Here is a 23,544-nt window from a genome sequence, read left to right on the forward strand (position 1 = left end):
GGGGTTTATTTCTGCCCCCGGCTCGTCTATATTTTGTTCGTTAGCTTAAATATCGTTCGCGGAATTATCCGATGTTTAAGCGATTTCATCGGTGATAAAATCGCCTTTTAGGGTGAGTGCGGCGTTGGCATAGGCAGCGAGAAGGATACGAAATGAAGATAAAACCTGACGATAATTGGCGTTGGTATTTTGATGCCGAACACGATCGGCTAATGCTGGATTTAGCTAATGGTATGATCTTTCGTTCACGTTTCCCGGCCAAAATGTTAACGCCGGACGCCTTTGATGAATGTGCTTTTTGCGTGGATGACGCCGCCCTTTATTTCACCTATGAAGAACAGTGCAAGCAGGTCAAGCTTAGCCATGAACAGCGCGCCGAGCTGGTGCTGAATGCGCTGGTCGCCTATCGCTTCCTGAAACCGCTGATGCCAAAGAGCTGGCATTTCTCGCAGCAGCATTACCCGCTGCAGCCGAAAAACGGCGAGCTGGCGGCGGTGAAAGTGATGGAGAGCGGCGCGGAAGCGCGCTTGCTGGTGGTGGAGGCCGGGGATAACGCCAGCCTGTGCCTGCTGGCGCAAAATCAGCTGACTGTCGCTGGCCGTACCATGGTCTTGGGCGACGCCATCAAGGTGATGCACGATCGGCTGAAGCCCTGCGCACAGGATGAAAGCGCCGCCCCGGCTTACGACAGGGCGGTATAAGGCGGTTTACGCCAGGGTCAAATCACTTTTCGGGATGCAGCTGCAGCACAGGATGGTGCCGTTGTCGCCCAGCGCGCTTTTCTTCAGGGGCGCGACTTCACCGTTCAGCAACGTAATGCGGCAACTGCCGCAAATCCCGGCGCGGCAGGAGTAAGGTACGCGGATGCCTTGCTGTTCCAACTGTTCGAGCAAGATCTGCTGGTTGTTGCCGGTAAACACCTTTCCTTCATATTCGATCGTGACGCTGTGCGCGCTGTCTTGCGGCGCCTGCACGCTCTCCACCACTTTGCCTGCGCCATAAGGGCGCGGCGGCTTGGTCGACAGCACTTCCACCGTATCGCCCACGCGGATGATGCCGCTGTTGCGGGCGATCATATTCTGGCCGAAATCGATATCGCCGTTGTCGGCGGAGCGGAATTTTTGCAGCGTGCTGAGCGGCTCGCCGCTCGGGTGCTTGCGGCCGCGCTCGGTGCTGACGGTGGTGAGCACGCAGCGGCTGCAGGGTTTCACCAGATCGAACATCACGTCGCCGACGCGGATCACCTGCCAGCCGTCCTCGGCCCAGGCGGTGGCGCCGCTCACCACCAGATTGGGGCGGAACTGCTCCAGCTTGATGCTGCCGGGGCAACGCTGCTGCAGATCGTTAAACGAAGCCTGGTTAATCAGCAGATAAGGATAGCCGTCGGCAAACGTCAGTGGGATTTCGGGGTGCTTCTTCACCCGGCGGGTCAGCTCCGGCCCCAGCCAGCGCAGCTGCACGTCGCGCTGGAAATAGCCGCTCAGCCAGCGGTTGATCTCATCTGGCGCGATCAGCGCGGTGAAATGGTTGCCCCACACCTCGGTCGGCTGCGGCGCGGCGGCGAAGTCGCTGAAGCGAATGGCGGCGCTTTCGCCGTCCGGCGCGGTCAGGAATAGCCCGTCCGGCAACAGCGCCGGCGTGAACAACACCATCTGCGGGTATTGGCGCGCGGTAATAAAGGTGCCGTCCGGCTCGGTGATCATAAAGTTGCGGTCGAAGGCCAGACCGCTGCTGCCGACCTGGGCGTAGGAAAGCTGCAGGCCGCGCAGTGATTTAACCGGATGGACGTAGAGTCTGGAAAGCGTGATCACCCTTATCTCCGTGCGATGATTAAATAGAAGGGAGCAACTTTATGACAAGCGGTGCGGATTAGCTATAATGCGCAACAATTTTCTTTTTGGTGATAAGTACGATATGAACTCTCTGTTTGCCAGCACGGCGCGTGGATTGGAAGAACTGTTAAAAAGCGAGCTGGAAGCGCTTGGCGCTCACGACTGCAAAGTGGTGCAGGGCGGGGTACATTTTCAGGGTGACGATCGTCTTCTGTACCAAAGCCTGCTGTGGAGCCGCCTGGCTTCGCGCATTCTGTTGCCGCTGAACGAATTCCGCGTGCACAGCGATCTGGATCTGTACCTCGGGGTGCAGGCGATCGACTGGCCGAGCATTTTTGGCGTGGATAAAACCTTTGCCGTGCATTTCAGCGGCGTGAACGAAGAGATCCGCAACAGCCAGTATGGCGCGCTGAAGGTGAAAGACGCCATCGTTGACAGCTTCACCCGTAAGCTCGACCAACGCCCGACGGTCGCCAAGCAGCAGCCGGACATTCGCGTTAACGTCTTCCTGCAACGTGATATGGCTAGCGTGGCGCTCGATCTGAGCGGCGAAGGCCTGCACCAGCGCGGCTACCGCGATCTCACCGGCCAGGCGCCGCTGAAGGAAAACCTGGCGGCCGCCATCGTGTTGCGTTCCGGCTGGCAGCCGGGCACGCCGATGCTTGATCCGATGTGCGGCTCCGGCACGCTGTTGATCGAAGCGGCGATGATCGCCGCCGATCGCGCGCCGGGTCTGCACCGTCAACACTGGGGCTTCAGCGCCTGGAATGGCCACAACGCCGAACTGTGGCGTGAAGTCACCACCGAAGCGCAGGTGCGCGCGCGTCGCGGCCTGCAGGAAACCGCCTCTCGCTTCTTCGGCTCCGATATCGATCGCCGGGTGATTGAGATGGCGCGCGGCAACGCCCGCCGCGCCGGCGTCGCCGAGCTGATCACCTTCAACGTCGGCGACGTCGCGCGCTTGACCAACCCGCTGCCGGAAGGCCCGCACGGCACGGTGATCAGCAACCCGCCTTACGGCGAGCGTCTGGAAAGCGAACCGGCGCTGATCGCGCTGCACAACATGCTGGGGCGCGTGATGAAAAACGCCTTCGGCGGCTGGCAGCTTTCGCTGTTCAGTGCCTCGCCGGAGCTGTTGAGCTGCCTGCAGCTGCGCGCCGAGCGCCAGTTCAAGGCGAAGAACGGCCCGCTGGAGTGCGTGCAGAAAAACTATCAGCTGGCGGCAAGCCCGGCCGGTAGTGCCACCGGCGGCGTGCAGGTGGCGGAAGATTTCGCCAACCGTCTGCGCAAGAATTTGAAGAAGCTCGACAAGTGGGCGAAGCAACAAGGCATTGAATGCTACCGCCTGTACGACGCCGATCTGCCAGAATACAACGTCGCGGTGGACCGTTACGGCAGCAAGGTGGTGGTGCAGGAGTATGCGCCGCCGAAAACCGTCGATGCGCAGAAGGCGCGTCAGCGCCTGTTCGATGTGATCAACGCGACGCTGGCGGTGCTGGAATTGCCGTCGAATCAGCTGATCCTGAAAACCCGCGAGCGCCAGAAGGGCAAAAATCAGTACGAGAAACTGGCGCAGAAGGGTGAGTTCCTGCTGGTGGAAGAGTATAACGCCAAGCTGTGGGTCAACCTGACCGACTATCTCGATACCGGCCTGTTCCTCGATCACCGCATCGCGCGCCGTATGCTGGGCGAGATGAGCAATGGCAAGGACTTCCTCAACCTGTTCGCCTATACCGGCACCGCCAGCGTGCACGCCGGGCTGGGCGGCGCGCGCAGCACCACCACGGTGGACATGTCGCGCACCTACCTGGAATGGGCGGAGAAGAACCTGCGCGCCAACGGCCTGACCGGCCGTCAGCATCGGCTGATCCAGGCCGATTGCCTGTCTTGGCTGAGCAACGCCAATGAACAGTTCGACGTGATCTTCATCGATCCGCCGACGTTCTCCAACTCCAAGCGGATGGAGAACACCTTTGACGTGCAGCGCGATCATCTGGCGCTGATGAAAGATTTGAAACGGTTGCTGCGCCGCAACGGGACCATCATGTTCTCGAACAACAAGCGCGGTTTCCAAATGGATATGGCAGGGCTGAGCGCGTTGGGTCTGGAGGCGAAAGAGATCACCGCCAAGACGCTGTCGCAGGATTTTGCCCGTAACCGTCAGATCCACAACTGCTGGCTGGTGACTCACGCCGGCGAAGGAAAATAATTACTATGTCGTTAATCAGCATGTCCGGCGCCTGGCTCTCTTTCAGCGATGCGCCACTGTTAGACAACACCGAAATTCATATTGAAGACAACGAGCGCGTGTGTCTGGTCGGGCGCAACGGCGCCGGCAAATCCACGCTGCTGAAGATCCTCGGCAAAGAGATCCCGCTGGACGACGGCCGGGTGATCTACGAACAGGATCTGATCGTGGCGCGTCTGCAACAGGATCCGCCGCGCAATATCGGCGGCAGCGTGTTCGACTTCGTGGCGGAAGGCGTTGCGGAGCAGGCGGAACACCTGAAGGCCTATCACGCGATCTCCCACCTGGTGGAAAGCGACCCGAGCGAGAAAAACCTGGCGCGCATGGCGCAAATCATGGAGATCCTCGATCACCAGGGGCTGTGGCAGCTCGACAGCCGCATCAGCGAAGTGCTGCTGCAGCTGGGGCTGAACGGCGACGCCGAGCTTTCCTCACTGTCCGGCGGCTGGCTGCGTAAAGCGGCGCTGGGCCGCGCGCTGGTGAGCTCGCCGCGCGTGTTGTTGCTCGACGAACCGACCAACCACCTGGATATCGAAACCATCGACTGGCTGGAAGGTTTCCTGAAAGAGTTCGACGGCAGCATCGTCTTCATCTCGCACGACCGTTCGTTTATCCGCAACATGGCGACGCGCATCGTCGATCTGGATCGCGGCAAGCTGGTTTCCTGGCCGGGCAACTACGATCTGTATCTGCAGAGCAAAGAAGAAGCGCTGCGGGTGGAAGAGCTGCAAAACGCCGAGTTCGACCGCAAGCTGGCGCAGGAAGAGGTCTGGATCCGTCAGGGCATCAAGGCGCGCCGCACCCGCAATGAAGGCCGCGTGCGCGCGCTGAAGGCGCTGCGCGTCGAGCGCTCGCAGCGCCGCGAAGTGATGGGCACCGCCAAAATGCAGGTGGAAGAGGCGACCCGCTCTGGCAAAATCGTGTTCGAGCTGGAAGACGTCAATTATCAGGTTGGCGAAAAGGTGCTGGTGCGCGGTTTCTCCGCCCAGGTGCAGCGCGGCGACAAGATTGCGCTGGTGGGGCCGAACGGCTGCGGCAAAACCACGCTGCTGAAACTGATGCTCGGTCAGCTGAAAGCCGACAGCGGCCGCGTGCACTGCGGCACCAAGCTGGAAGTGGCCTATTTCGACCAGCACCGCGCCGATCTCGATCCTGAGCGTACGGTGATGGACAACCTGGCGGAAGGCAAGCAGGAAGTGATGGTCAACGGCCGTCCTCGCCACGTATTGGGCTATCTGCAGGACTTCCTGTTCCACCCGAAACGCGCGATGACGCCGGTGAAGGCGCTGTCGGGCGGTGAGCGTAACCGCCTGCTGTTGGCTAAGCTGTTTCTGAAACCGAGCAATCTGCTGATCCTCGATGAACCAACCAACGATCTCGACGTCGAAACGCTGGAGCTGCTGGAAGAGCTGATCGACGGCTATCAGGGCACCGTGCTGCTGGTCAGCCACGATCGTCAGTTCGTTGACAACTCGGTGACCGAGTGCTGGATCTTCGAAGGCAACGGCGTGATCAATGCCTTCGTCGGCGGTTACTACGATGCGCATCATCAGCGCGCGACGGCGAAACCGATTCGTCAGGCGGCGCCGAGCGCGAGCAAACCGGCGGCGGAGAAAAAGGCCGAACAGCCGAAGAAAACGGCGGCCAAGCTGAGTTACAACCTGTTGCGTGAGCTGGAACAGTTGCCGCAGCGGCTCGAACAGCTGGAAGCGGAAATCGAAGCGCTGCAGGCGCAGATGAGCGACGCCGACTTCTTCACGCGGCCGCATAGCGAAACGCAAGAAGTGCTGACGGCGCTGGCTGATGCCGAGCAAGCGCTGGAACAGGCTTTCGCCCGTTGGGAAGAGCTGGAAGCGATGAAAAACGGCTGACCGTTGCGATGCCGCCCGCGCGCTGCTGCGGGCGGCATCGACGTGCCGGTGAGCGACGTTATTTAGGAGGAATATGGTGTGTTCCCACAACAATCATCAGCAGCATAGTCATTCCGCACCCTCGGCGGCGCAGCAGGATAACCTGATGCTGTGTCCGCAGTGCGACATGCTGGTGGCGCTGCCGCCGCTGGCCTATGGCAGCAAAGCGGTATGCCCGCGCTGCAAAACCACGCTCAGCGCCCGCTGGGACGAGCCGCGCAAGCGGCCGATCGGTTACGCGCTCAGCGCCTTGTTCATGCTGGTGCTGGCCAACATTTTCCCGTTTATCAACATGCGCGTCGCCGGCCTCGGCAACGAAATCCGGCTGATCCAAATCCCGGAAGTGATGGTGGCGGAAGACTACGCCAGCATGGCCACCTTGTTTATGGTGTTCGTGCAGCTGATCCCGGCGTTTTGCATGGTGGCGATTATCCTGCTGTGCGCCAGAGTGCGCTTGCCGCTGGGGCTCAAAGAGTGGATGGCTCGGGTGCTGTTCCAGTTCAAGACCTGGTGCATGGTGGAAATTTTCCTTGCCGGGGTGCTGGTCAGCTTCGTCAAGCTGATGGCCTACGGCGATATCGGCATCGGCAGTAGCTTCGTGCCTTACTGCCTGTTCTGCCTGCTGCAGGTGCGCGCCTTCCAGTGCGTGGATCGGCGCTGGCTGTGGCAGGATATCGAACCGGCGCCGCGACTGCATCGCCCGCTGACGGTGGGGCGCACCGGCATGCGCCAGGGCGTGCGCTCCTGCGCGTGCTGCACGGCGATCCTGCCGGCCGATCAGGTGCGCTGTCCGCGCTGTCACACCAAGGGCTACGTGCGGCGTCGTCACAGCCTGCAGTGGACGCTGGCGCTGCTGGTGACCTCTGTCATGCTGTATATTCCGGCCAACCTGATGCCGATCATGGTGACCGAGGCGCTGGGCAACAAGATGAACTCCACCATCATGGCGGGGGTGATCCTGCTGTGGGGGGACGGCTCTTATCCGGTGGCGATGGTGATTTTCATCGCCAGTATCATGGTGCCGTCGCTGAAAATGTTGGCGATCGGCTGGCTGTGCTGGGATGCGAACGGCAGGAAGAAACCGCGCGCCGACAGCGAGCGTATGCATCTGATTTATGAAGTGGTCGAATTCGTTGGCCGTTGGTCAATGATCGACGTGTTTGTGATCGCCGTGTTGTCGGCGTTGGTGCGAATGGGGCAGTTGATGAGCATTTATCCCGCGACGGGCGCCGTGCTGTTCGCGCTGGTGGTGATCCTCACCATGTTCGCCGCCATGACATTTGATCCCCGGCTGACCTGGGATCGCGCAAGTGAAACAATCAACAAGGAGCCGCAAGGTGACGGAAAATAATCATAGCGTCGCAGACGTTGAGAAGATCAAACGCTGGTCGCCGGTGTGGATCATTCCCATCGTGACCGCGCTGATCGGCGCCTGGATCCTGTTTTACCACTTCAGCCATCAGGGGCCGGTGGTGACGCTGGTGACCACGACGGCGGAAGGGCTGGAAGCGGGTAAAACCAAAATCAAAAGCCGCAGCGTTGACGTCGGGGTGGTGGAAACCGTCACGTTGAGCGATGACCTGAGCAAGGTGATGGTGCAGGCTCGCCTCAATTCCGGCATGGAAAAATTGCTGCGCCAGGATTCCGCCTTCTGGGTGGTGAAGCCGCAGATCGGCCGTGAAGGCGTCTCCGGGCTGGGCACGCTGCTCTCCGGCGCCTATATCGAACTGCAGCCGGGCAACAAAGGCAAAGACGGCAAAGACAACTATCAGCTGCTCGATGCGCCGCCGCTGGCTTCCCCGGATGCCAAAGGGTTGCGCATCGTGCTGGACAGCGAGAAATCAGGCCAGCTCAACGCCGGCGATCCGGTGCTGTTCCGCGGTTATCGCGTCGGGTCGGTGGAAACCAGCTACTTCGATCCTAAAGAACGCGCCATGCGCTATCAGCTGTTCATCACCGCGCCTTACGATCAGTTGGTCACCACCAACGTGCGCTTCTGGAAAGACAGCGGCGTGGCGTTCGATATGTCGGCGCAGGGCATGCGGGTGGAGATGGGCTCGTTGACCACGCTGTTCAGCGGCGGGGTCAGTTTTGACGTGCCGGACGGCTGGGATCGCGGCGATCAGGCGAAAGAGAAGGCGGAATATCAGCTGTTCGACAACCAGCGCAGCACGCAGGATTCGCTGTATACAGTGCATAAGGATTACCTGCTGTTCTTCTCCGACTCGGTACGCGGCCTGCAGCCGGGCGCGCCGGTCGAGTTCCGCGGCATCCGTCTGGGTACGGTGGCGCAGGTGCCGTTCTATAAAGACGGCATGGCGCAGCGTCTGGATAACGATTACCGCATTCCGGTGCTGATCCGCATCGAGCCGGATCGCTTCCAGAAACAGCTGGGCGGCAACTTCGATATTGAAGGGCACCTGAAAGATGCGGAATCTCGCGGCATGCGCGCCTCGATGAAGTCCGCCAACCTGCTGACCGGTTCGCTGTACATCGATCTCGACTTCTATCCGCAGGAAAAACCGTGGAAAGGGCCGCGCGAGCTGTTCGGTTATCCGCTGATGCCGACCACCAGCGGCGGTCTGGCGCAGATCCAGCAGAAACTGATGCAGACGCTGGATAAGATCAACTCAATGCCGATCAATCCGATGATCAACGAAGCGACCAAGACGCTGGCGGAGAGTCAGAAAACCATGAAGTCGACGCAGCAGACCATGAAGTCGCTGAACGACATCATCGCCAGCAAAGAGATGCAGGCGCTGCCGCAGGACATGCAGAAAACGCTGTTGGAACTGAACCGCAGCATGAAAGGGTTCCAGCCTGGTTCACCGGCTTACAACAAGATGGTGGGCGATATGCAGCGCCTCGACCAGGTGTTGCGTGAGCTGCAACCGGTGCTGCGCACCCTGAATGAGAAGAGCAACGCGCTGGTGTTTGAAGCCGCCGGCAGCAATGACCCTCAGCCGAAGAAGGCCACGAAATGATGAAATGGATCCCGGTAGCCCTGGCGCTGTTGCTCAGCGCCTGCAGCAGTTCACCACAAAAGACTTACTATCAGTTGCCGGCGCTGGGTGCGCCTGCTGCGGCCAGCAGCAGCGGCGCTTCCACGCACCAGCTGTGGCTGGAACACGTGAGCGTGGCGGATTATCTGGCGCAGAGCGGCGTGGTGTATCAGACCAACGACGTACAGTATGTGATAGCCCAGAACAACCTGTGGGCCAGCCCGCTCGACCAGCAGTTGCAGCAAACGCTGGTCACCAACCTGAGCAGCGCGCTGCCGGGGTGGGTGGTCTCTTCGCAGCCGATGAGCAGCGATCAGGATGTGCTGAACGTGACCATCAGCGGCTTTCACGGTCGCTTTGACGGGAAAGCGATCATTCGCGGCGAGTGGGTGCTGAACCGCCAGGGGCGTTTGATCAAAAGGCCTTTCAACCTGGAGCTGAAACAGGGTGAAGACGGCTATGATGCCCTGGTGCGCACTCTGGCGCAGGGGTGGCAGCAGGAAGCCCAGGCTATCGCAGCACAGATGGGCGGCATTTAGTCATAATTTGGTCTAAAATCGTCTAATCCCTGTCGGCGTGAAAATCCGTTTTTTCTCGCTGACAGGGATTTCTATTTCATTTCAAACAGTTAACCCCTTTCCCAGCAGATCAGCCACTTAGCACTTTCCTCGGGCGTAGCTCACAAATATGACATTGGCGTGAATTTTGCGCATTGATCTTCTCTTCTTTTAGCGCTATTGATTACTCGTGGCTGCGCAAAAAGCAGCCATTGTTTTCTTTCCACCAGACCAAAATGAGGGAAACGAGGCATGAAGAGACAGAAACGCGATCGTCTGGAAAGGGCGCATTCGAGAGGGTATCAGGCAGGTATTTTAGGGCGTTCCAGGGAACATTGTCCCTACCAATCATCGGTGGACGCCCGGTCTCAATGGCTGGGAGGTTGGCGAGAAGCCATGGAAGACAGGGCTGTGACCGCTTAAGCGGCTCCCTGTCAAATAAAAGGAATAACCTCCGCCCTTGGCGGAGGTTTTTGTTTGTGCCGTTTACTCGTCCTGCCAGCGTTTCAGTAGAATACTCGCATTCACGCCGCCAAAGCCGAAGCCGTTCGATAAGGCGTAGGTTATGTTCATCGATTCAGCCCGTTTCGCGACCAGGTGTAAACCTGCCGCCGCCGGATCGGGATTGTCCAGATTCAGCGTCGCGGGGGCGATCTGATCGCGCAGCGCCAAGGCGGTAAAGATGGTTTCCAGCCCCCCGGCGGCGCCGAGCAGGTGCCCGGTGGCGGATTTTGTCGAGGTTACCGCGATGCTTCCTGTCGTGCCAAACAGGTGTTTGATGGCGTTGATTTCGCCCAGATCCCCTACGGGTGTCGACGTCGCGTGTGCGTTTAAATGCTGAACCTCTTCTGGGGCGATGTTCGCCTGCCTCAACGCGATTTTCATCGCCCGATAAGCACCGTTGCCGTCTTCGGCACCGGAGGTCATGTGGTAGGCGTCGGCGCTGGTGCCATAACCGACGATTTCCGCGAGCGGGGTGGCGCCGCGCGCCAGCGCGTGTTCCAGCGTTTCAATCACCAGCATGCCGGCACCTTCCCCCATGACAAATCCGTCCCGTGCACTGTCGAAAGGCCGGGAAGCCTGCCTTGCCAACTCGGCCGGTGCGGTGGACATAGCGCGCGCGGCGGCGAACCCGCCCAGGCTGACGGTATCTATAGCGGCTTCGGTGCCGCCGCACACGGCGATATCGGCTTCATCATTGCGGATCATACGCACTGCGTCGCCAATGGCTTGCACGCCGGCGGCACAGGCGGTGACCGGCGCGCCAATCGGCCCCTTGAAGTGGTGTTTGATTGAAACGTGGCCGGCCGCCAGATTGACCAGGAATGAGGGGATGGTGAACGGCGACAGCCGCTTGGCGCCGCGGCTGTCGGTGGTGCGCACCGCCTGGGCAATCGCCGGGAAGCCGCCAATGCCCGAGGCGATGACGGTGGCGGTGCGCTCTTGTTTTTCGTCCGTATCGGCTATCCAGCCGGCCTGACGAACGGCTTCATCCGCCGCCGCCATGGCAAACAGGATAAAGCGGTCCATTTTCTTTTGGTCCTTGGGGGCGACGGAGGCGTCGGGGTTGAAGCCCGCTTCAGCATCTTGCGCCAGCGCCGGGACCTGTCCTCCGACCTTGACCGGTAAATCTGCAACGATCTCGTCAGGCAACGCTCGAATGCCGGACTCTCCTTTTAACAAACGTTGCCAGATGGTCTCCACGCCACACCCTAGCGGTGAAACGGCGCCCATGCCGGTAATGACGATACGACGATTGCTCATGATGGTTCCTTGGTAAATTCGGGTAAATCGGCGAGGCGCCGTTGCCGCATCAGTGCGGCGCGTTGATGTATGCCTTCATTTGCCGCAGGCCCTGGTGCCAACGTAATAAACTGCGGCGGCACCTGCTGTTGGGTATCGACATTGACCAATTGGACCTGGATCGGCCGATCGGTGCGGCCGTCGACTAACAAGGCGCTGATGTCACCATCGATCAAATGGCGATTGCCCCATTCTGAAAGAGCCGCCAGCACGGGGAGAAAATCGTTGCCGCGTTCGGTGAGCAGATACTGATAGCGAACCGGCCGCGTTTGATAACGTTGCTTATGCAGAATGCCGTGGGCTACCAAATCCTTCAGTCGCCGGGCCAGGAGAGTCGGTGACATCCCCAGACTTTGTTGGAATTCGTCGAATTTGGATAACCCCTGAAAGGCATCACGCAGGATCAGAATGCTCCACCATTCTCCGACACGATCTAATGAACGTGCGACGGGGCAAGGTGCATCGCTAAAGCGGGTTTTTTGCATATCGGCCCTTAGTTGGTACATTTATTGTAGTTACATGGGTGGCTATACTAGGTGATTTTAAGGGGCAAGAAAATAACCGGATGCAAAAAACGCTATCGTGTCGATAGCTGGCTGTGGGAGGGGGGCGCTCAAACTGGCCTGTGGCTTTGACCGTTTCGGGCAGGAAAAGGGTAGAGACAGGAGGGATAAGTCGGTTCGGTAACGGGCGATTAAAGGAGGTAGGTAGTCTTTAAACGGTAAGAGAAAGAAATGCCATCACGCTGGGCGTGATGGCATGCGAAGAGCATTAGCAAAGAAGACGATGGCCGCCCTCTCGTCTGCGTGATTAGAACGCTGTGGTATCCTTGAACAGACCCACTTTCAGATCGGTGGCGGTATAGATCACTTCGCCGTCAACCAGCACTTCGCCATCGGCGACGCCCATGATCAGCTTACGGGTGATGACGCGTTTGAAGTTAATACGGTAGGTCACTTTTTTCGCGGTTGGCAGCACCTGGCCGGTAAACTTGACTTCACCAACGCCCAGCGCGCGGCCTTTGCCTTCGCCACCCAGCCAACCGAGGTAGAAACCAACCAACTGCCACATCGCATCCAGGCCCAGACAGCCTGGCATGACCGGATCGCCGATAAAGTGGCAACCGAAGAACCATAGGTCCGGATTAATATCCAGCTCCGCTTCCACATAACCTTTGTTGTGAGTCCCGCCGTCTTCGGTCATCTTGACCACGCGGTCCATCATCAACATGTTACCTGCCGGCAACGGTGGGCCACCGGCGCCGAACAGCTCGCCACGGCCGGATGCTTCGAGGTCTTCTTTCGTATAGGAATCGCGTTTATCTACCATGTTCTCAGTAAGCCTTATTTTAATGAAGGACGCAGGTTAGCTAACACGTGTACGCTGAACAAGTCCGATCAGCCGTGGTTGAACCAGTTGAGCCAGCGCAGCGGCCAAGGACGACGGCGTTCCTGCAGGCTCACCTGCGCAATCCGTTCCTGAATGGCCGCCAACAAATTCGGCTGTTGTTCGTCAGAGTAGAGGCAACCTGTGAGCAAAGGCAAGGCTTCCGCCGCGCTCTCTACCGCCCACAGATGGAACTGCCCCTCGCGCACCGCGTCGACGATATCTTGACGCAGACACAGATGGCGCACGTTGGTCACGGGCAATACGACACCCTGTTTGCCCGTCAGGCCGCGGCGTACACAAACCTCGAAGAAACCTTCGATCTTTTCGTTAACGCCACCTATCGGCTGTACGTTGCCGAATTGGTCGACGGAGCCGGTGACGGCGATCTGCTGGGTGATCGGTTGCTGTGACAGGGCGCTGACCAATGCGCATAGCTCAGCCAGCGAGGCGCTGTCACCGTCCACTTCACCATAAGATTGCTCAAAGACGATGGAAGCGGAGAAGGGCAGCTGCTGATCAAGATCCAGTTCGGCGATCAGAAACGCCTGCATGATCATCATGCCTTTAGCGTGCAGGTTGCCGCCCAGTTCGGCTTTGCGCTCGACGTCGGTGAACTCGCCGTCGCCGAGATGCACAACGCAACTGATCCGTGACGGTTCGCCAAAGCTGCGTGGATGACCGGGATAATCCAGGACAGACAGACCGTTGATCTGTCCGACCACTTCACCCTCGGTCTCAATCAGGATCTGACCCAACTCAATCTCATCCTGCATACGCTCGGCCAGATAGCTTTCGCGCCATTCTCGGGCATTTAACGCCGCCTCGAACGCTTTGGCCGTAATGCGATCTTCTTCGGCATACAGTGCGGCTTCGGATAGCTGCTGGCCAAGCCAAACCGGCGAGAGTGGTAGAATGCCCTGATCGCCACTGTAACGCACAGCCTGGACGATCAGCGGCGGCCAGGCGTCGTTCGCCAGCATCGGCAATTGCTGGTCGGCAATCACGCCGTTGACGTAACCGCACCACTGCGTCATATCATCAACTTCAGTCAGCTGCAGATCGTCTTCGAATTCACCGTAGATCGCTTGTTCACTCAGTTCCGGCTCGATATCGTGAAAATCGGCCAGGCCGTGACGATCGCCGACTACAATCAGCCGCAGATCCAGCGGCATCGGTGGAATGGCTACCGGCAGCGGGCGGGTTTCGTCTGGCGAAACCCAGTGGAACTGGCGCTGGCCGATCATTTGCTTCAGCCGCAGCCACAGCAACGGCTGAGCAAGCAGCGCCCGCGCCGACAGAATCAGAATGCCGCCGTTGGCCTGGTGCACCAGACCCGGCTGCAGGGTAATGTCGCCATTGTGGATCCGTACGCAGCCAAACAGCTGTTCCGGTTCAATCCACTCCTGGAACAGACAAGCGCCGCCGGCGGCAAAAGGTTCATCGCCACGGCTGGCTGGCTCGACGCTGACCTTGCCATCCTGAATGACATAGTGGCTGCCGCGGCATGCCGTATTTTTCGGCAGCAGTGGTTTGACGGCGTGAGCGATCAGTTCCAGATACTCTCGCGTTTCTTGCGCTTTCAACAGCATGAAACGCGGTGGCGATTGGGGGTGGCAAAATAGCGTCAGGGCATTTTCCAGCCGAGGCTGAATGGCGGAAAAGGGCACGGGTGCCAACTGAGCGGCGGTATCAAATATCGCCTGATAAGGCGTTACGTCCGGCAATAAAGATTGCCATTCAAGTCGGTTATTGGTCAAAGTGTTAGATGCAATCGTTAAAAAGGGAAAGGGCGATTATACAAGAATAACGGCGGCTTGATACATGTGGAGTGCCAGTTGGCATCAGGGAGTTTGACATCGCGCGGTGACTGTGCAAAAAACAGTCTAAAAGACGGTTTAATTGCCGGGGAAATTCGGCGCAAAGCTGTTATGCTTATTTGAAGTTACGCGGTCACTGAAGAGCTCAAGATGAAATATCAGCAACTGGAAAATCTGGAGAGCGGTTGGAAATGGAAGTACCTGGTGAAAAAGCATCGGGAAGGGGAACTCATTACCCGCTACATTGAAAACAGCGCTGCTCAGGAGGCGGTTAACGAGCTGCTGAAGCTGGAAAATGAGCCGGTAAAGGTACTTGCATGGATTGCCGCTCATATGAATCCGGAACTGGATAACCGGATGAAACAAACGATCCGCGCCCGCCGCAAACGTCATTTTAACGCAGAACATCAGCATACGCGTAAAAAATCTATCGATCTGGAGTTTTTGGTTTGGCAACGATTGGCTGCCCTGGCGCGCCGCCGTGGCGTTACGCTGTCGGAAACCGTCGTGCAGCTTATCGAAGACGCTGAACGCAAAGAAAAGTATGCGAACCAGATGTCGTCGTTGAAAGAAGACTTGAAGGCGATTCTTGGCAAAGATCCCAAGTAAGCGCGTGAGAACGCCCCTATGGCGCCAGGCATTGAATGTTCTGGCAACAAGAGGACGAAAAAAAACCCCGCATTGGCGGGGTTTTTTATTAGGCGAGTAAACTTAGCCCTGAGGCTGAGTTACAACGTCTTTGATACCTTTAACTTCGATCTCTACGCGACGATCTGGTGCCAGGCAAGCGATCTGAGCTTTGGTAGCGCGGCCAGATTTGTAGCCACAGGTGTTGCCTGTAACTGCATCTGCTTCACCCATACCACGTGCAGAGATTTTGTCTGACGGGATGCCTTTGGAGACCAGGTAGTCAACAACGCTCTGTGCGCGTTGTTCAGACAGTTTCTGGTTGTACTGGTCAGAACCAACGGCGTCGGTGTAACCCAGAACAACTACGGAGCCGTCTTTAGGATCCATGGAGCTCAGCTGGGTGTACAGCTGATCCAGAGCCTGCTGGCCTTCTGCTTTCAGAGTAGATTTGTTGAAGTTGAACAGCACGTCAGACTTCAGAGTGAAACGCTTGGTTTCAACAACTGGAGCTGGAGCCGGAGCTGGTGCTGGAGCAACTACGTCATCCTGACCGAAGCGGTAAGAAACGCCCAGGCTCAGCATGGTGTTGTCTGGACGTGCGCCAACGGTACCTGCGTCACCGATGTTGCTTACGAACTGGTAATCCAGGCGGGTAGCCCAGTTTTTGGTCAGTGCGTATTCAACACCAACAGCAGCCAGCGGAGAAACGCCGGTGTCGTGGTCGCTCAGACGCTGACCAGTACGGCCGTAGTTAGCTTTGGAGTCTGCACGCCATACCATACCACCCAGACGAGTGTAGATGTCCAGATCGTCAGCAATTGGGTAGCTCAGTTTAGCGGCCAGTTGAACGCCCTGCGCTTTGAAAGCACCGTTGTTCACGCTGCCTTTGTAAGGCATGCGGCCGAGCCAGTCATAGCCCAGCTCGAAGCCCAGGTATTGGTTTGCCTGGTAGCCCAGGAACGCGCCGGCACCCAGCTGATCTTTGTGGGTTGGGCCGTTGCCGATACCGTTCTGGTAACCGTTACCGTAGAAACCAGTGTCGTGGTACTGGGACCAGCCCAGTTTAGCACCGGTGTACCAGGTGTTATCTTTTGGAGCGGCTTGCGCTACGGTAGCGAAACCTGCCAGTGCCACTGCTAATGCGATAGCTGTCTTTTTCATTTTGCGCCTCGTTATCATCCAAATAGGCAATGAGCTTTAAAGCTGTTTAAGCCCTTGGTTAAATTCCTTCGCCAAGGTTTAAGCCCTCGTTTGTTACTCGCCAGTTTTTCTGACGTTATAGAGCAACCTTGGCGATGTAAAGTCTACAACGTGGCGCGAAAGTTACAAGTGTGATGTGATAAGGCTCTAAAAAAAAACGCGGAATCGTACATATTTGCTAACATTCTTAGCCTAAAAAAGCGGCGATTCATCGAGCATTTTTGCCTGCCAAACCGCAGCCGGACTCGCTTTTTGCCTTCTCCCACAAAGGTTCCGCTTAGGGGGTGCGAAAATGATGGGAAAAATCCTAAATTTACTTAATGATACAAAGAAGAGTGAATTTTTAGGGTAGAACAGTGTCCGTGAGTCGGGCTAATGTCACGTTGAGGGCGCATGATAAACCCATAGGCATTACCCAATTCTGCCGCACGTCTTAATTTTAGACGATCCTCCTCCGTTAGCTCGGGCAACCAGCCGAGAACCACGCTGTAATTTCCCGTTTGCAGCGCTTTTTCCATCGCCTCGACCGTATTCACCGGGCTGATCTGGCTCAGTTGCACCATTTTATCTACAGGCAGACCGGATTGCTGCAGCCATTGCTTGCTTAATTTTTGCTGCGGCGTCAGCCACAGAAGCCAGCGAGACTGCTTGCCCAATTGCAGCAGCAGGGGCAACAGTAATTGAGCCACTGCGGGCTGGCGCTCGTTGTAAACAAGTTCACTGATCAAGCCATTCTCTTTGCCGATATCCGTGTTCTTCGCAACATTGCGCGTTGTATAAGAGCCATGGCCGAAATGAGGTTGGTAGAGTGATTGAGTACGCATAAAGTTCCCGCCCGTCGTGTTACTGTATGTTTATACAGTATCCCTGATTTAGGATAAGATCAACTCAAATTTTCGTAACGGCTCGCATAATTGCGATCATTTTTTGTACCGACGGTTTTTGTGATTGGCAGGCGGGCGGATAGTGCGTATTTTTCTAATTAGTTGTTCACGTTACTTTTTTCATTGATGAGAGAAATAATACGGCCAGAACCTAAAAAGGAGGAACGCTATGAAAAGGATGTCGACGAGAAGGATCGCGCAGGCTAAAAATTGCTTTGCGGCGCTGGGCGCCATCACAACACGATCACAGTTTGGCGGCTATGGGCTGCTGGCTGAAGGGGTAATGTTTGCGGTGGTAGCGGAAGGGGAATTGTACTTGCGGGCTACGGTGAGCATGGAACCGGCCTTTCGTGCCCGGGGCATGGTCAATATGGTCTATTCCAAGCGCGGTGTGCCCATCACCTTGCGCTATTACTGGGTTGACGAGTCGCTGTGGCGGGAACGCAACGAGCTGGTAGGGCTGGCCTGGCAGGCCATCAGGGAAGCACGCCGAGAGCAGCGGCTCAAGGCTGGCGATCACGGCAGATTGAAGGCGTTGCCAAATATAGATGTCAACATGGAGCGCTTGCTATGGCGAGCGGGTATTCGCAATGCCTATGACCTGCGGCTGCATGGCGCTAAACGTAGCTATCTTCGCCTGCTGCAACAGCAGACCAATCTGGGTCTGCGCGTGCTGCTGTCGCTGGGCGGCGCGATAGCCGGCTATCATCAGGCGGCATTGCCGACCGAATTGCGCAACGAACTGGTGCGCTGGTTCGATCATACGATGGCTATGCGCCGCCATGGGCATGAGCCAGTAGTTCAGGGCCCATCGAGCGGGCCCTGAATAATTAGGTTGCCTTATTGATTTGGGTATGGAGTGCGGTGAGTTCCGGCAGCAGCTCGAGCATTAGCCCCACCTGCTGCAAAACCAACTGTTCTTTGCTTTCAGGTTCCGGAACGGCTGTGCGAATGCGCTCCGCCAGCTGTTCCAGCGCTTGCGCAATGCGCTGGCTGTTCCGTTCTTCTTGATGTAAGGCGCCGTCCACGTAACACACGGCATCATTGAGCAGATCGAGTGTGGCAGGGGTATTCAACCGCTCGCGGTGCGCCCCCAACGCCGAGATATAACTCAGGAGAGTGTGGTTCAGGCAGAGCAGACGGAAGGCGGCTTCTTGCAACGCCTTGTCGGCCTTGGGATCGGCGGACATGTTGGAGATGACCGAAGCCAGTTCTGCATCGCTGTTGTGGGCATCTCGCCGCGCGATGCGGTAAGCGAGCCCGTTATCCTTACCCTGATGATATTGCACCAGAATGGCGTCCAGATAGCGACAGTTGGCATTCAGCGTTTTATCCACTATCGCCGGCAGTTGGCGGAACTTCCAGTCCGGCCAGATAAAGCTGACCGCCGCCCAGGCGATGGCGCAACCCAACAAGGTATCGTAAACGCGCGGGGCTGCTACTTCGAAACCTTCACCCAACAGGTTAAAGCACAGCAACACAAGCAGCGTAATGAACATCGTTGCATGGGCATACTGCACGGTGCGAAAAGCGAAGAACAGGACACCGGTGATGACGATCAACACCAGTTGTCCTTCCACGGAAGGCACGAAATAGAGGATTGGCAGGCCGATCAGGATACCGGCCAGAGTGCCGATGATGCGCAGCGCCAGGCGCCGGCGGGTTGCGTTGTAGTTCGGTTGGCAGACGAACAGGCTGGTCAACAGGATCCAGTAACCGTGTTGCATGCCGGTGAACTGGATGAAGGCGTAACCCACGCACAGCACTACCGACATGCGGATCGCATGGCGGAACAGGGCCGACTGCGGCGTCAAATGGCGGCTGATGCGCAGTCGGATGTCGCTCCAGCCGGTTAAGCGATCGTCGGCCAGGCTGTTCTCTTCCGCCTGCCCGCTGGCCAGCGTCTGCTCTGACTCGATATTGGCCAGCTGCGCATCGATCGCATGCAGGTTTTTCAGCAGGTGCGCCAGCGCTTTGGTTTGCTCTGAATTGCCCTGGGTTTCGGTTATGCGTGCCAAGGCCTCCTGAATGCGGCTGAAGGCTGGCTCAAAACGCGGGTTGTGCTGGTATTTTTGCCGCAGCAGGATCGATTGTGCCAGCTGGCGGCAGGCGCGCGCCTGCATGCTCAGCAAACGCTGGAAGCGGAATAAAATATCGCTGTGACGGAATTGCCGGCTGAGCGCGTGGTACTGAACATGGGAAGAGCTGGCGCGTTCGTGGATATCCTGCGCGACAAAATAGTAGTGCAAGGTGCGGCGGGTGCCGCGTTGGCCGCGATCGCCTTTCAGGCGCGTCAGCAGCGAGGCTTTGGTCTGGTTCAGCAACGCGACCAACGCGCTGTTGGCCATCGCGACATCCATCCATGGCAGGTCGGCGTCGCGTTCGGCGTCGGGATCGAACAGGTTGGCCTTGGCATCCAGATAGTTGGCCAGCTGCTCGTAGCAGCGTGCCAGGTTCTCTTGCAGCGGCCGGATAGGGAACAGCAGGTGGCCCGCTAGCGTCAGCAGGTTATACCACAGCGCGCCGATCACCAGCAGCAGCGGTTGCTGATACCAGGCATCGTACATGGCGGTGCCGAGCATGGTGTAAACCGCGATCAGCAGCGCGCCGAAGGCGATGGTGGCGTAACGTTGCCCTAAGGCGCCCAGCAGGATAAAACCGCAGGTTGAGGTGGTTAAGCCAAGGGCGAACAACCAGGGATAGGGAAACAGCAGTTCGATTGAAGCGGAGGCGACAAAGAAGCACACCAACGTGATCAGTAGGTTGCGTAACCTGCCGGCCAGGCGGTCGTCCAAATCGGTCAGTGCCGCTGCCACCACGCCCAGCGTCAGCGGGATAGTCAGCTTGGGAATGCCCAGCCACCAGGGAACGGCGGTGGTGCCGATCAGCGCAATAAGAATGCGCAGGTGGTACAGCAGATTGCTGTTGTAGGTATAACGACGTACTGCGGGTGCAAAAGAGAGCACAAAAAACTCCTCAAACGGAGAAAAAATTAACGCTGATGATAGTGGCGGCGAGCATTCTCAATACGCGCTTGCTGAGCCATTTCTACCGAGACGACGCGGCGCCCCACCGGCCACAGCGCGATGGCGGCTATTTTGAAATTGGCGATACCGACCGGAATGCCGATGATTGAAACGCATTGCACGATACCGGCGGCGATGTGTGACAGGCACAGCCACCAGCCGAACAGCACCAGCCAGATAATGTTGAGCAGTGAGCCGCCGGCGGAGAGCAGCGCATTGCTTTTCTCCGGGTACAGTTCATCGACATGTATCGCCTCGTTGCCGAACGGCACCAGTGACAGCTTGGTGATTTCCCAGCAGGAGCGAGTGAGCGGCAGCGTGATGACCAGTAGCACGCTGAACACTGTCGCAATGAGCCAGCCTAGCGTGGTGAAGAAACCGCCCAACACAAAATTAAGAATATTCAGTACAGTACGCATAGACGTCATTCTGCTCTAATGATAGCCAAACCGCGATGCGGGCGTATTCACGATAAAAACGCAAAATCTATTCTACCCTTTTTTTAGCGCTAGAGTGCCACTGCTTATCGCAGGTAAACTGGCAGATATCCGTTATTTACTCTCAACATAGTCATGGCGCGACGATATGGAACTTAAAGCGACATCGCTGGGGAAACACCTGGCTCAGCACCCTTATAACCGCGTGCGGTTGCTGCACGCCGGCGTTGAGGTGAGCGGGGAAAAACATGAATACCTGATCCCCTTCAATCAACTGATTCAGGTCAGGTGCAAGCGCGGCATCGTCTGGGGCGAGCTGGAATTTGAATTGCCGGACGAAAAAGTGGTGCGGCTGCACGGTACCGAATGGCAGGAAACGCAGCGTTTTTATCACTATCTGCAGCAGGCGTGGCAGCACTGGAGCGCCGAAATGAGTGAGGTCAGCGCCGGCGTGCTGCAACAGCAGGTGGCGCAGATTCAGCGCATTGAGCAGCAAGATAAATGGTTCAAAAAGTCTGAGCTGGGCAAGCTGCAGCAGCAAATTCGTGAGGCTTTCTCCGCGCTGCCGATGCCGGTAGCGCGCCTGGATGAATTCGATAACTGCCGGGCCGATTACCATCTGTGTCTGCAATGGCTGCAGCAGGGGCAACGCAGCGTTGAACAACGCAACCGGCAGTGGACCGATCGCATGCTGGAGCAACATCACGACTTCTTCCAGACCGTCGAGAGCTCGCCGCTCAACGACGCCCAGAGCCGGGCGGTGGTCAATGGCGAGGATTCCGTGCTGGTGTTGGCCGGCGCCGGCAGCGGCAAAACGTCGGTGCTGGTGGCGCGCGCCGGCTGGCTGCTGCGCCGTCAGGAGGCGGAGCCGGGGCAAATCTTGCTGTTGGCGTTCGGCCGCCAGGCCGCCGGCGAGATGAACGACCGCATCAAAGAACGTTTGGGCGATGTCGGCATTCAGGCCAAGACCTTCCATGCCTTGGCGCTGCAAATCATTCAACAAGGCAGCCGCAAAGCGCCGGCCATCAGCAGGTTGGAAACCGATGCCAACGCGCGCAAAGCGCTGCTGATTACCCATTGGCGCCAACAGTGCGCGGAGAAGAAAGCCCAGGCCAAGGGGTGGCGTCAATGGTTGACCGAAGAGCTGGAATGGGAAGTGCCGGAAGGCGACTTCTGGCAGGATAAACGCCTCGCGGATCGGCTGGCGGGCCGGCTCGAGCGATGGCTGGGGTTGATGCGCATGCACGGCGGCAGCCAGGCGGAAATGATCGAGCAGGCGGATGAAGACATCCGCGATCTGTTTTCGAAACGCATCCGGCTGATGGCGCCGCTGCTGAAAGCCTGGAAAAGCGCCTTGAAAGAAGAAGGGGCGGTGGACTTCTCCGGCCTGATCCATCAGGCAGTCAACATTCTCGACAAGGGGCGCTTCGTCAGCCCATGGAAACATATTCTGGTCGACGAATTTCAGGATATCTCACCGCAGCGTGCGTTATTGCTGGCGGCATTACGCCGACAGAACACGCAGACCTGCCTGTTTGCGGTGGGGGATGACTGGCAGGCGATTTATCGCTTCAGTGGCGCAGAGTTGACGTTAACCACGGCTTTTGCCACCCACTTCGGCGAAGGGGCGCAGTGCGCGCTGGACACGACTTATCGCTTCAACGAACGTATCGGCGAGGTGGCCAACCGGTTCGTGCAGCAGAATCCGCACCAGCTGAAAAAACCGCTCAACAGCCTGAGCAAGGGCAATAAAAAGTCGGTGGCGATCCTGCCGCACGAGCAGTTGGAACCCTTACTGGACAAGCTGAGCGGCTACGCCAAGCCAGATGAACGCATCCTGGTGCTGGCGCGTTACCACCATCTGAAACCGGAAGCGTTGGCGAAAGCGGCCACCCGCTGGCCTAAACTGAATCTGGAGTTTATGACCATCCACGCCAGCAAGGGGCAGCAGGCGGAATACGTCATCATTGCCGGTTTGCATGAGGGGCGTGACGGTTTCCCCGCCGTGGCGCGCGAGTCGGTGTTGGAAGAGGTGCTACTGCCGCGGCCGGAGGATTTCCCGGATGCCGAAGAACGCCGTCTGCTGTATGTCGCGTTAACTCGCGCTAAACATCAGGTATGGCTGTTGCAGGATCGTGAGCACCCTTCGGTATTCGTTGAACACCTGCAGGATCTTGGCGTACCGGTGCAGAAAAAACCGTAAGCTCGGGCCTGGCGGCAGCCAGGCCGTGAGGACTACTTCAGGCGGTCTTGCAGGTAGCGCTGATAGTCGGGGATAGCGATCTCCACCTCGCTTTTGAACAGCGGAGAGTCGATCAGAAAGTCCGCGGTCGAGCGGTTGGTGGCCACCGGAATATTCCATACGGTCGCCAGCCGTAGCAGCGCCTTCACGTCCGGATCGTGCGGCACCGCGTTCAACGGATCCCAGAAGAAGATCAGCATGTCTATCTTGCCTTCCGCAATCAGTGCGCCAACCTGCTGATCGCCGCCCATCGGCCCACTCAGCATGCTGGTGACCGGAATGCCGCTGGCGCGCTGTATCAGGTTGCCAGTCGTACCGGTGGCGTACAGCTGATGCTGCGCCAGAATAGTCTTGTGGCTTTCTACCCACTCCAACAGGGCCTGTTTGCGGTGATCGTGCGCCACCAGCGCAATGTGTTTGCGCGCGGCGATAGTGCGGGTAGTCAATTCCATCTCGGTGTCCTTCGCTAATCAGGGGGATGTGCGACAGATTACTGAAACTGTTTTTCACTGCCTAGCGTTTGCGCTTGAAAATGCGAAGAAAAGGCGCCTTTGCGGGGGAAGACGC

20 protein-coding genes are annotated in these 23,544 nt (G+C 57.8%); 10 read left to right on the forward strand and 10 right to left on the reverse strand.

What is annotated here, in order from left to right:
• Window positions 1-152 precede the first annotated feature (152 nt).
• On the forward strand, window positions 153-701 hold the full coding sequence (locus GT753_RS04560; protein WP_004928171.1) for a cell division protein ZapC: 549 nt from the start codon (window positions 153-155) through the stop codon (window positions 699-701).
• Between the two features lie 6 nt (window positions 702-707).
• On the opposite strand, the gene GT753_RS04565 is transcribed toward GT753_RS04560, so the two are convergent.
• Window positions 708-1,811 carry a YcbX family protein gene (locus tag GT753_RS04565; RefSeq protein WP_044031525.1) on the reverse strand — a complete coding sequence of 368 codons (1,104 nt, stop codon included), beginning with the start codon at window positions 1,809-1,811 and terminating at the stop codon, window positions 708-710.
• Between the two features lie 103 nt (window positions 1,812-1,914).
• On the opposite strand from GT753_RS04565, the gene rlmKL reads away from it, so the two are divergent.
• The 6 genes from rlmKL (at window position 1,915) to rmf (ending at window position 9,972) form a co-directional block, all read left to right on the forward strand.
• Window positions 1,915-4,041 (forward strand): bifunctional 23S rRNA (guanine(2069)-N(7))-methyltransferase RlmK/23S rRNA (guanine(2445)-N(2))-methyltransferase RlmL, encoded by a 2,127-nt coding sequence (gene rlmKL, locus GT753_RS04570; protein WP_031299849.1) that lies wholly within the window; start codon window positions 1,915-1,917, stop codon window positions 4,039-4,041.
• 5 nt (window positions 4,042-4,046) lie between these two features.
• A complete protein-coding gene (locus GT753_RS04575) occupies window positions 4,047-5,951 on the forward strand; it encodes an ABC transporter ATP-binding protein (protein ID WP_015377351.1) in 1,905 nt (634 codons plus the stop codon).
• A gap of 73 nt (window positions 5,952-6,024) precedes the next feature.
• Window positions 6,025-7,341, forward strand: a complete 1,317-nt coding sequence (gene pqiA / locus GT753_RS04580) for a membrane integrity-associated transporter subunit PqiA (RefSeq protein WP_015377352.1) — start codon at window positions 6,025-6,027, stop codon at window positions 7,339-7,341.
• Window positions 7,328-8,974, forward strand: coding sequence for an intermembrane transport protein PqiB (gene pqiB, locus GT753_RS04585; RefSeq protein WP_075684389.1), 1,647 nt, complete (start codon window positions 7,328-7,330; stop codon window positions 8,972-8,974). Before pqiA ends, pqiB begins: the two co-directional genes overlap by 14 nt.
• Window positions 8,971-9,531 (forward strand): membrane integrity-associated transporter subunit PqiC, encoded by a 561-nt coding sequence (gene pqiC, locus GT753_RS04590; RefSeq protein WP_160125314.1) that lies wholly within the window; start codon window positions 8,971-8,973, stop codon window positions 9,529-9,531. The genes pqiB and pqiC overlap by 4 nt, the downstream gene beginning before the upstream one ends.
• A gap of 270 nt (window positions 9,532-9,801) precedes the next feature.
• The gene (rmf, locus tag GT753_RS04595) at window positions 9,802-9,972 is read left to right on the forward strand and encodes a ribosome modulation factor (RefSeq protein ID WP_004928150.1); all 171 of its coding nucleotides are present in this window, start codon (window positions 9,802-9,804) and stop codon (window positions 9,970-9,972) included.
• A 63-nt stretch (window positions 9,973-10,035) separates the two neighbouring features.
• On the opposite strand, the gene fabF is transcribed toward rmf, so the two are convergent.
• The 4 genes from fabF to GT753_RS04615 form a co-directional block, all read right to left on the reverse strand.
• On the reverse strand, window positions 10,036-11,313 hold the full coding sequence (gene fabF, locus GT753_RS04600) for a beta-ketoacyl-ACP synthase II (RefSeq protein WP_160125315.1): 1,278 nt from the start codon (window positions 11,311-11,313) through the stop codon (window positions 10,036-10,038).
• Window positions 11,310-11,837 carry a helix-turn-helix domain-containing protein gene (locus tag GT753_RS04605; RefSeq protein WP_031300129.1) on the reverse strand — a complete coding sequence of 176 codons (528 nt, stop codon included), beginning with the start codon at window positions 11,835-11,837 and terminating at the stop codon, window positions 11,310-11,312. Before GT753_RS04605 ends, fabF begins: the two co-directional genes overlap by 4 nt.
• A 325-nt stretch (window positions 11,838-12,162) precedes the next feature.
• A complete protein-coding gene (gene fabA, locus GT753_RS04610; RefSeq protein ID WP_004928144.1) occupies window positions 12,163-12,681 on the reverse strand; it encodes a bifunctional 3-hydroxydecanoyl-ACP dehydratase/trans-2-decenoyl-ACP isomerase in 519 nt (172 codons plus the stop codon).
• A 68-nt stretch (window positions 12,682-12,749) separates the two neighbouring features.
• Entirely contained in the window at window positions 12,750-14,498 is a 1,749-nt protein-coding gene (locus tag GT753_RS04615; protein WP_031300128.1) for a Lon protease family protein, read from the reverse strand.
• A 210-nt stretch (window positions 14,499-14,708) separates the two neighbouring features.
• Here GT753_RS04615 and matP point away from each other — a divergent pair, with 210 nt between their 5' ends.
• Window positions 14,709-15,167: a macrodomain Ter protein MatP gene (gene matP, locus GT753_RS04620; protein ID WP_004928138.1), complete on the forward strand. Its 459-nt coding sequence runs from the start codon at window positions 14,709-14,711 to the stop codon at window positions 15,165-15,167.
• A 102-nt stretch (window positions 15,168-15,269) separates the two neighbouring features.
• On the opposite strand, the gene ompA is transcribed toward matP, so the two are convergent.
• Together ompA and sulA are read right to left on the reverse strand one after the other, a co-directional pair.
• Complete coding sequence (gene ompA, locus GT753_RS04625) at window positions 15,270-16,349, reverse strand: porin OmpA (protein ID WP_015377358.1); 1,080 nt, start codon at window positions 16,347-16,349, stop codon at window positions 15,270-15,272.
• Between the two features lie 356 nt (window positions 16,350-16,705).
• Window positions 16,706-17,212 (reverse strand): SOS-induced cell division inhibitor SulA, encoded by a 507-nt coding sequence (sulA, locus tag GT753_RS04630; protein WP_015377359.1) that lies wholly within the window; start codon window positions 17,210-17,212, stop codon window positions 16,706-16,708.
• Window positions 17,213-17,441: 229 nt separating this feature from the next.
• Here sulA and GT753_RS04635 point away from each other — a divergent pair, with 229 nt between their 5' ends.
• Complete coding sequence (locus tag GT753_RS04635; RefSeq protein ID WP_015377360.1) at window positions 17,442-18,098, forward strand: TfoX/Sxy family DNA transformation protein; 657 nt, start codon at window positions 17,442-17,444, stop codon at window positions 18,096-18,098.
• Between the two features lie 4 nt (window positions 18,099-18,102).
• Here the strand turns inward: GT753_RS04635 and yccS are convergent, their stop codons facing one another.
• Window positions 18,103-20,238, reverse strand: coding sequence for a YccS family putative transporter (gene yccS, locus GT753_RS04640; RefSeq protein ID WP_015377361.1), 2,136 nt, complete (start codon window positions 20,236-20,238; stop codon window positions 18,103-18,105).
• Window positions 20,239-20,264: 26 nt separating this feature from the next.
• A complete protein-coding gene (locus tag GT753_RS04645) occupies window positions 20,265-20,717 on the reverse strand; it encodes a YccF domain-containing protein (RefSeq protein ID WP_004928120.1) in 453 nt (150 codons plus the stop codon).
• Between the two features lie 166 nt (window positions 20,718-20,883).
• On the opposite strand from GT753_RS04645, the gene helD reads away from it, so the two are divergent.
• The gene (gene helD / locus GT753_RS04650) at window positions 20,884-22,938 is read left to right on the forward strand and encodes a DNA helicase IV (RefSeq protein WP_160125316.1); all 2,055 of its coding nucleotides are present in this window, start codon (window positions 20,884-20,886) and stop codon (window positions 22,936-22,938) included.
• 32 nt (window positions 22,939-22,970) lie between these two features.
• Here helD and GT753_RS04655 read toward each other — a convergent pair whose 3' ends face one another.
• Window positions 22,971-23,429: a methylglyoxal synthase gene (locus GT753_RS04655; RefSeq protein WP_015377363.1), complete on the reverse strand. Its 459-nt coding sequence runs from the start codon at window positions 23,427-23,429 to the stop codon at window positions 22,971-22,973.
• Window positions 23,430-23,544 lie beyond the last annotated feature (115 nt).

It is taken from the genome of Serratia sp. Z4, assembly GCF_009900725.1.
Lineage (GTDB): Bacteria > Pseudomonadota > Gammaproteobacteria > Enterobacterales > Enterobacteriaceae > Serratia > Serratia nematodiphila.

Bases quoted from the DNA above. Each gene is read 5' to 3' on its own strand.
- GT753_RS04560 (WP_004928171.1), top strand. From the start codon at position 153: ATGAAGATAAAACCTGACGATAATTGGCGTTGGTATTTTGATGCCGAA.
- rlmKL (WP_031299849.1), top strand. From the start codon at position 1,915: ATGAACTCTCTGTTTGCCAGCACGGCGCGTGGATTGGAAGAACTGTTA.
- GT753_RS04575 (WP_015377351.1), top strand. From the start codon at position 4,047: ATGTCGTTAATCAGCATGTCCGGCGCCTGGCTCTCTTTCAGCGATGCG.
- pqiA (WP_015377352.1), top strand. From the start codon at position 6,025: ATGGTGTGTTCCCACAACAATCATCAGCAGCATAGTCATTCCGCACCC.
- pqiC (WP_160125314.1), top strand. From the start codon at position 8,971: ATGATGAAATGGATCCCGGTAGCCCTGGCGCTGTTGCTCAGCGCCTGC.
- rmf (WP_004928150.1), top strand. From the start codon at position 9,802: ATGAAGAGACAGAAACGCGATCGTCTGGAAAGGGCGCATTCGAGAGGG.
- fabF (WP_160125315.1), bottom strand. From the start codon at position 11,313: ATGAGCAATCGTCGTATCGTCATTACCGGCATGGGCGCCGTTTCACCG.
- GT753_RS04605 (WP_031300129.1), bottom strand. From the start codon at position 11,837: ATGCAAAAAACCCGCTTTAGCGATGCACCTTGCCCCGTCGCACGTTCA.
- fabA (WP_004928144.1), bottom strand. From the start codon at position 12,681: ATGGTAGATAAACGCGATTCCTATACGAAAGAAGACCTCGAAGCATCC.
- matP (WP_004928138.1), top strand. From the start codon at position 14,709: ATGAAATATCAGCAACTGGAAAATCTGGAGAGCGGTTGGAAATGGAAG.
- ompA (WP_015377358.1), bottom strand. From the start codon at position 16,349: ATGAAAAAGACAGCTATCGCATTAGCAGTGGCACTGGCAGGTTTCGCT.
- sulA (WP_015377359.1), bottom strand. From the start codon at position 17,212: ATGCGTACTCAATCACTCTACCAACCTCATTTCGGCCATGGCTCTTAT.
- GT753_RS04635 (WP_015377360.1), top strand. From the start codon at position 17,442: ATGAAAAGGATGTCGACGAGAAGGATCGCGCAGGCTAAAAATTGCTTT.
- GT753_RS04645 (WP_004928120.1), bottom strand. From the start codon at position 20,717: ATGCGTACTGTACTGAATATTCTTAATTTTGTGTTGGGCGGTTTCTTC.
- helD (WP_160125316.1), top strand. From the start codon at position 20,884: ATGGAACTTAAAGCGACATCGCTGGGGAAACACCTGGCTCAGCACCCT.
- GT753_RS04655 (WP_015377363.1), bottom strand. From the start codon at position 23,429: ATGGAATTGACTACCCGCACTATCGCCGCGCGCAAACACATTGCGCTG.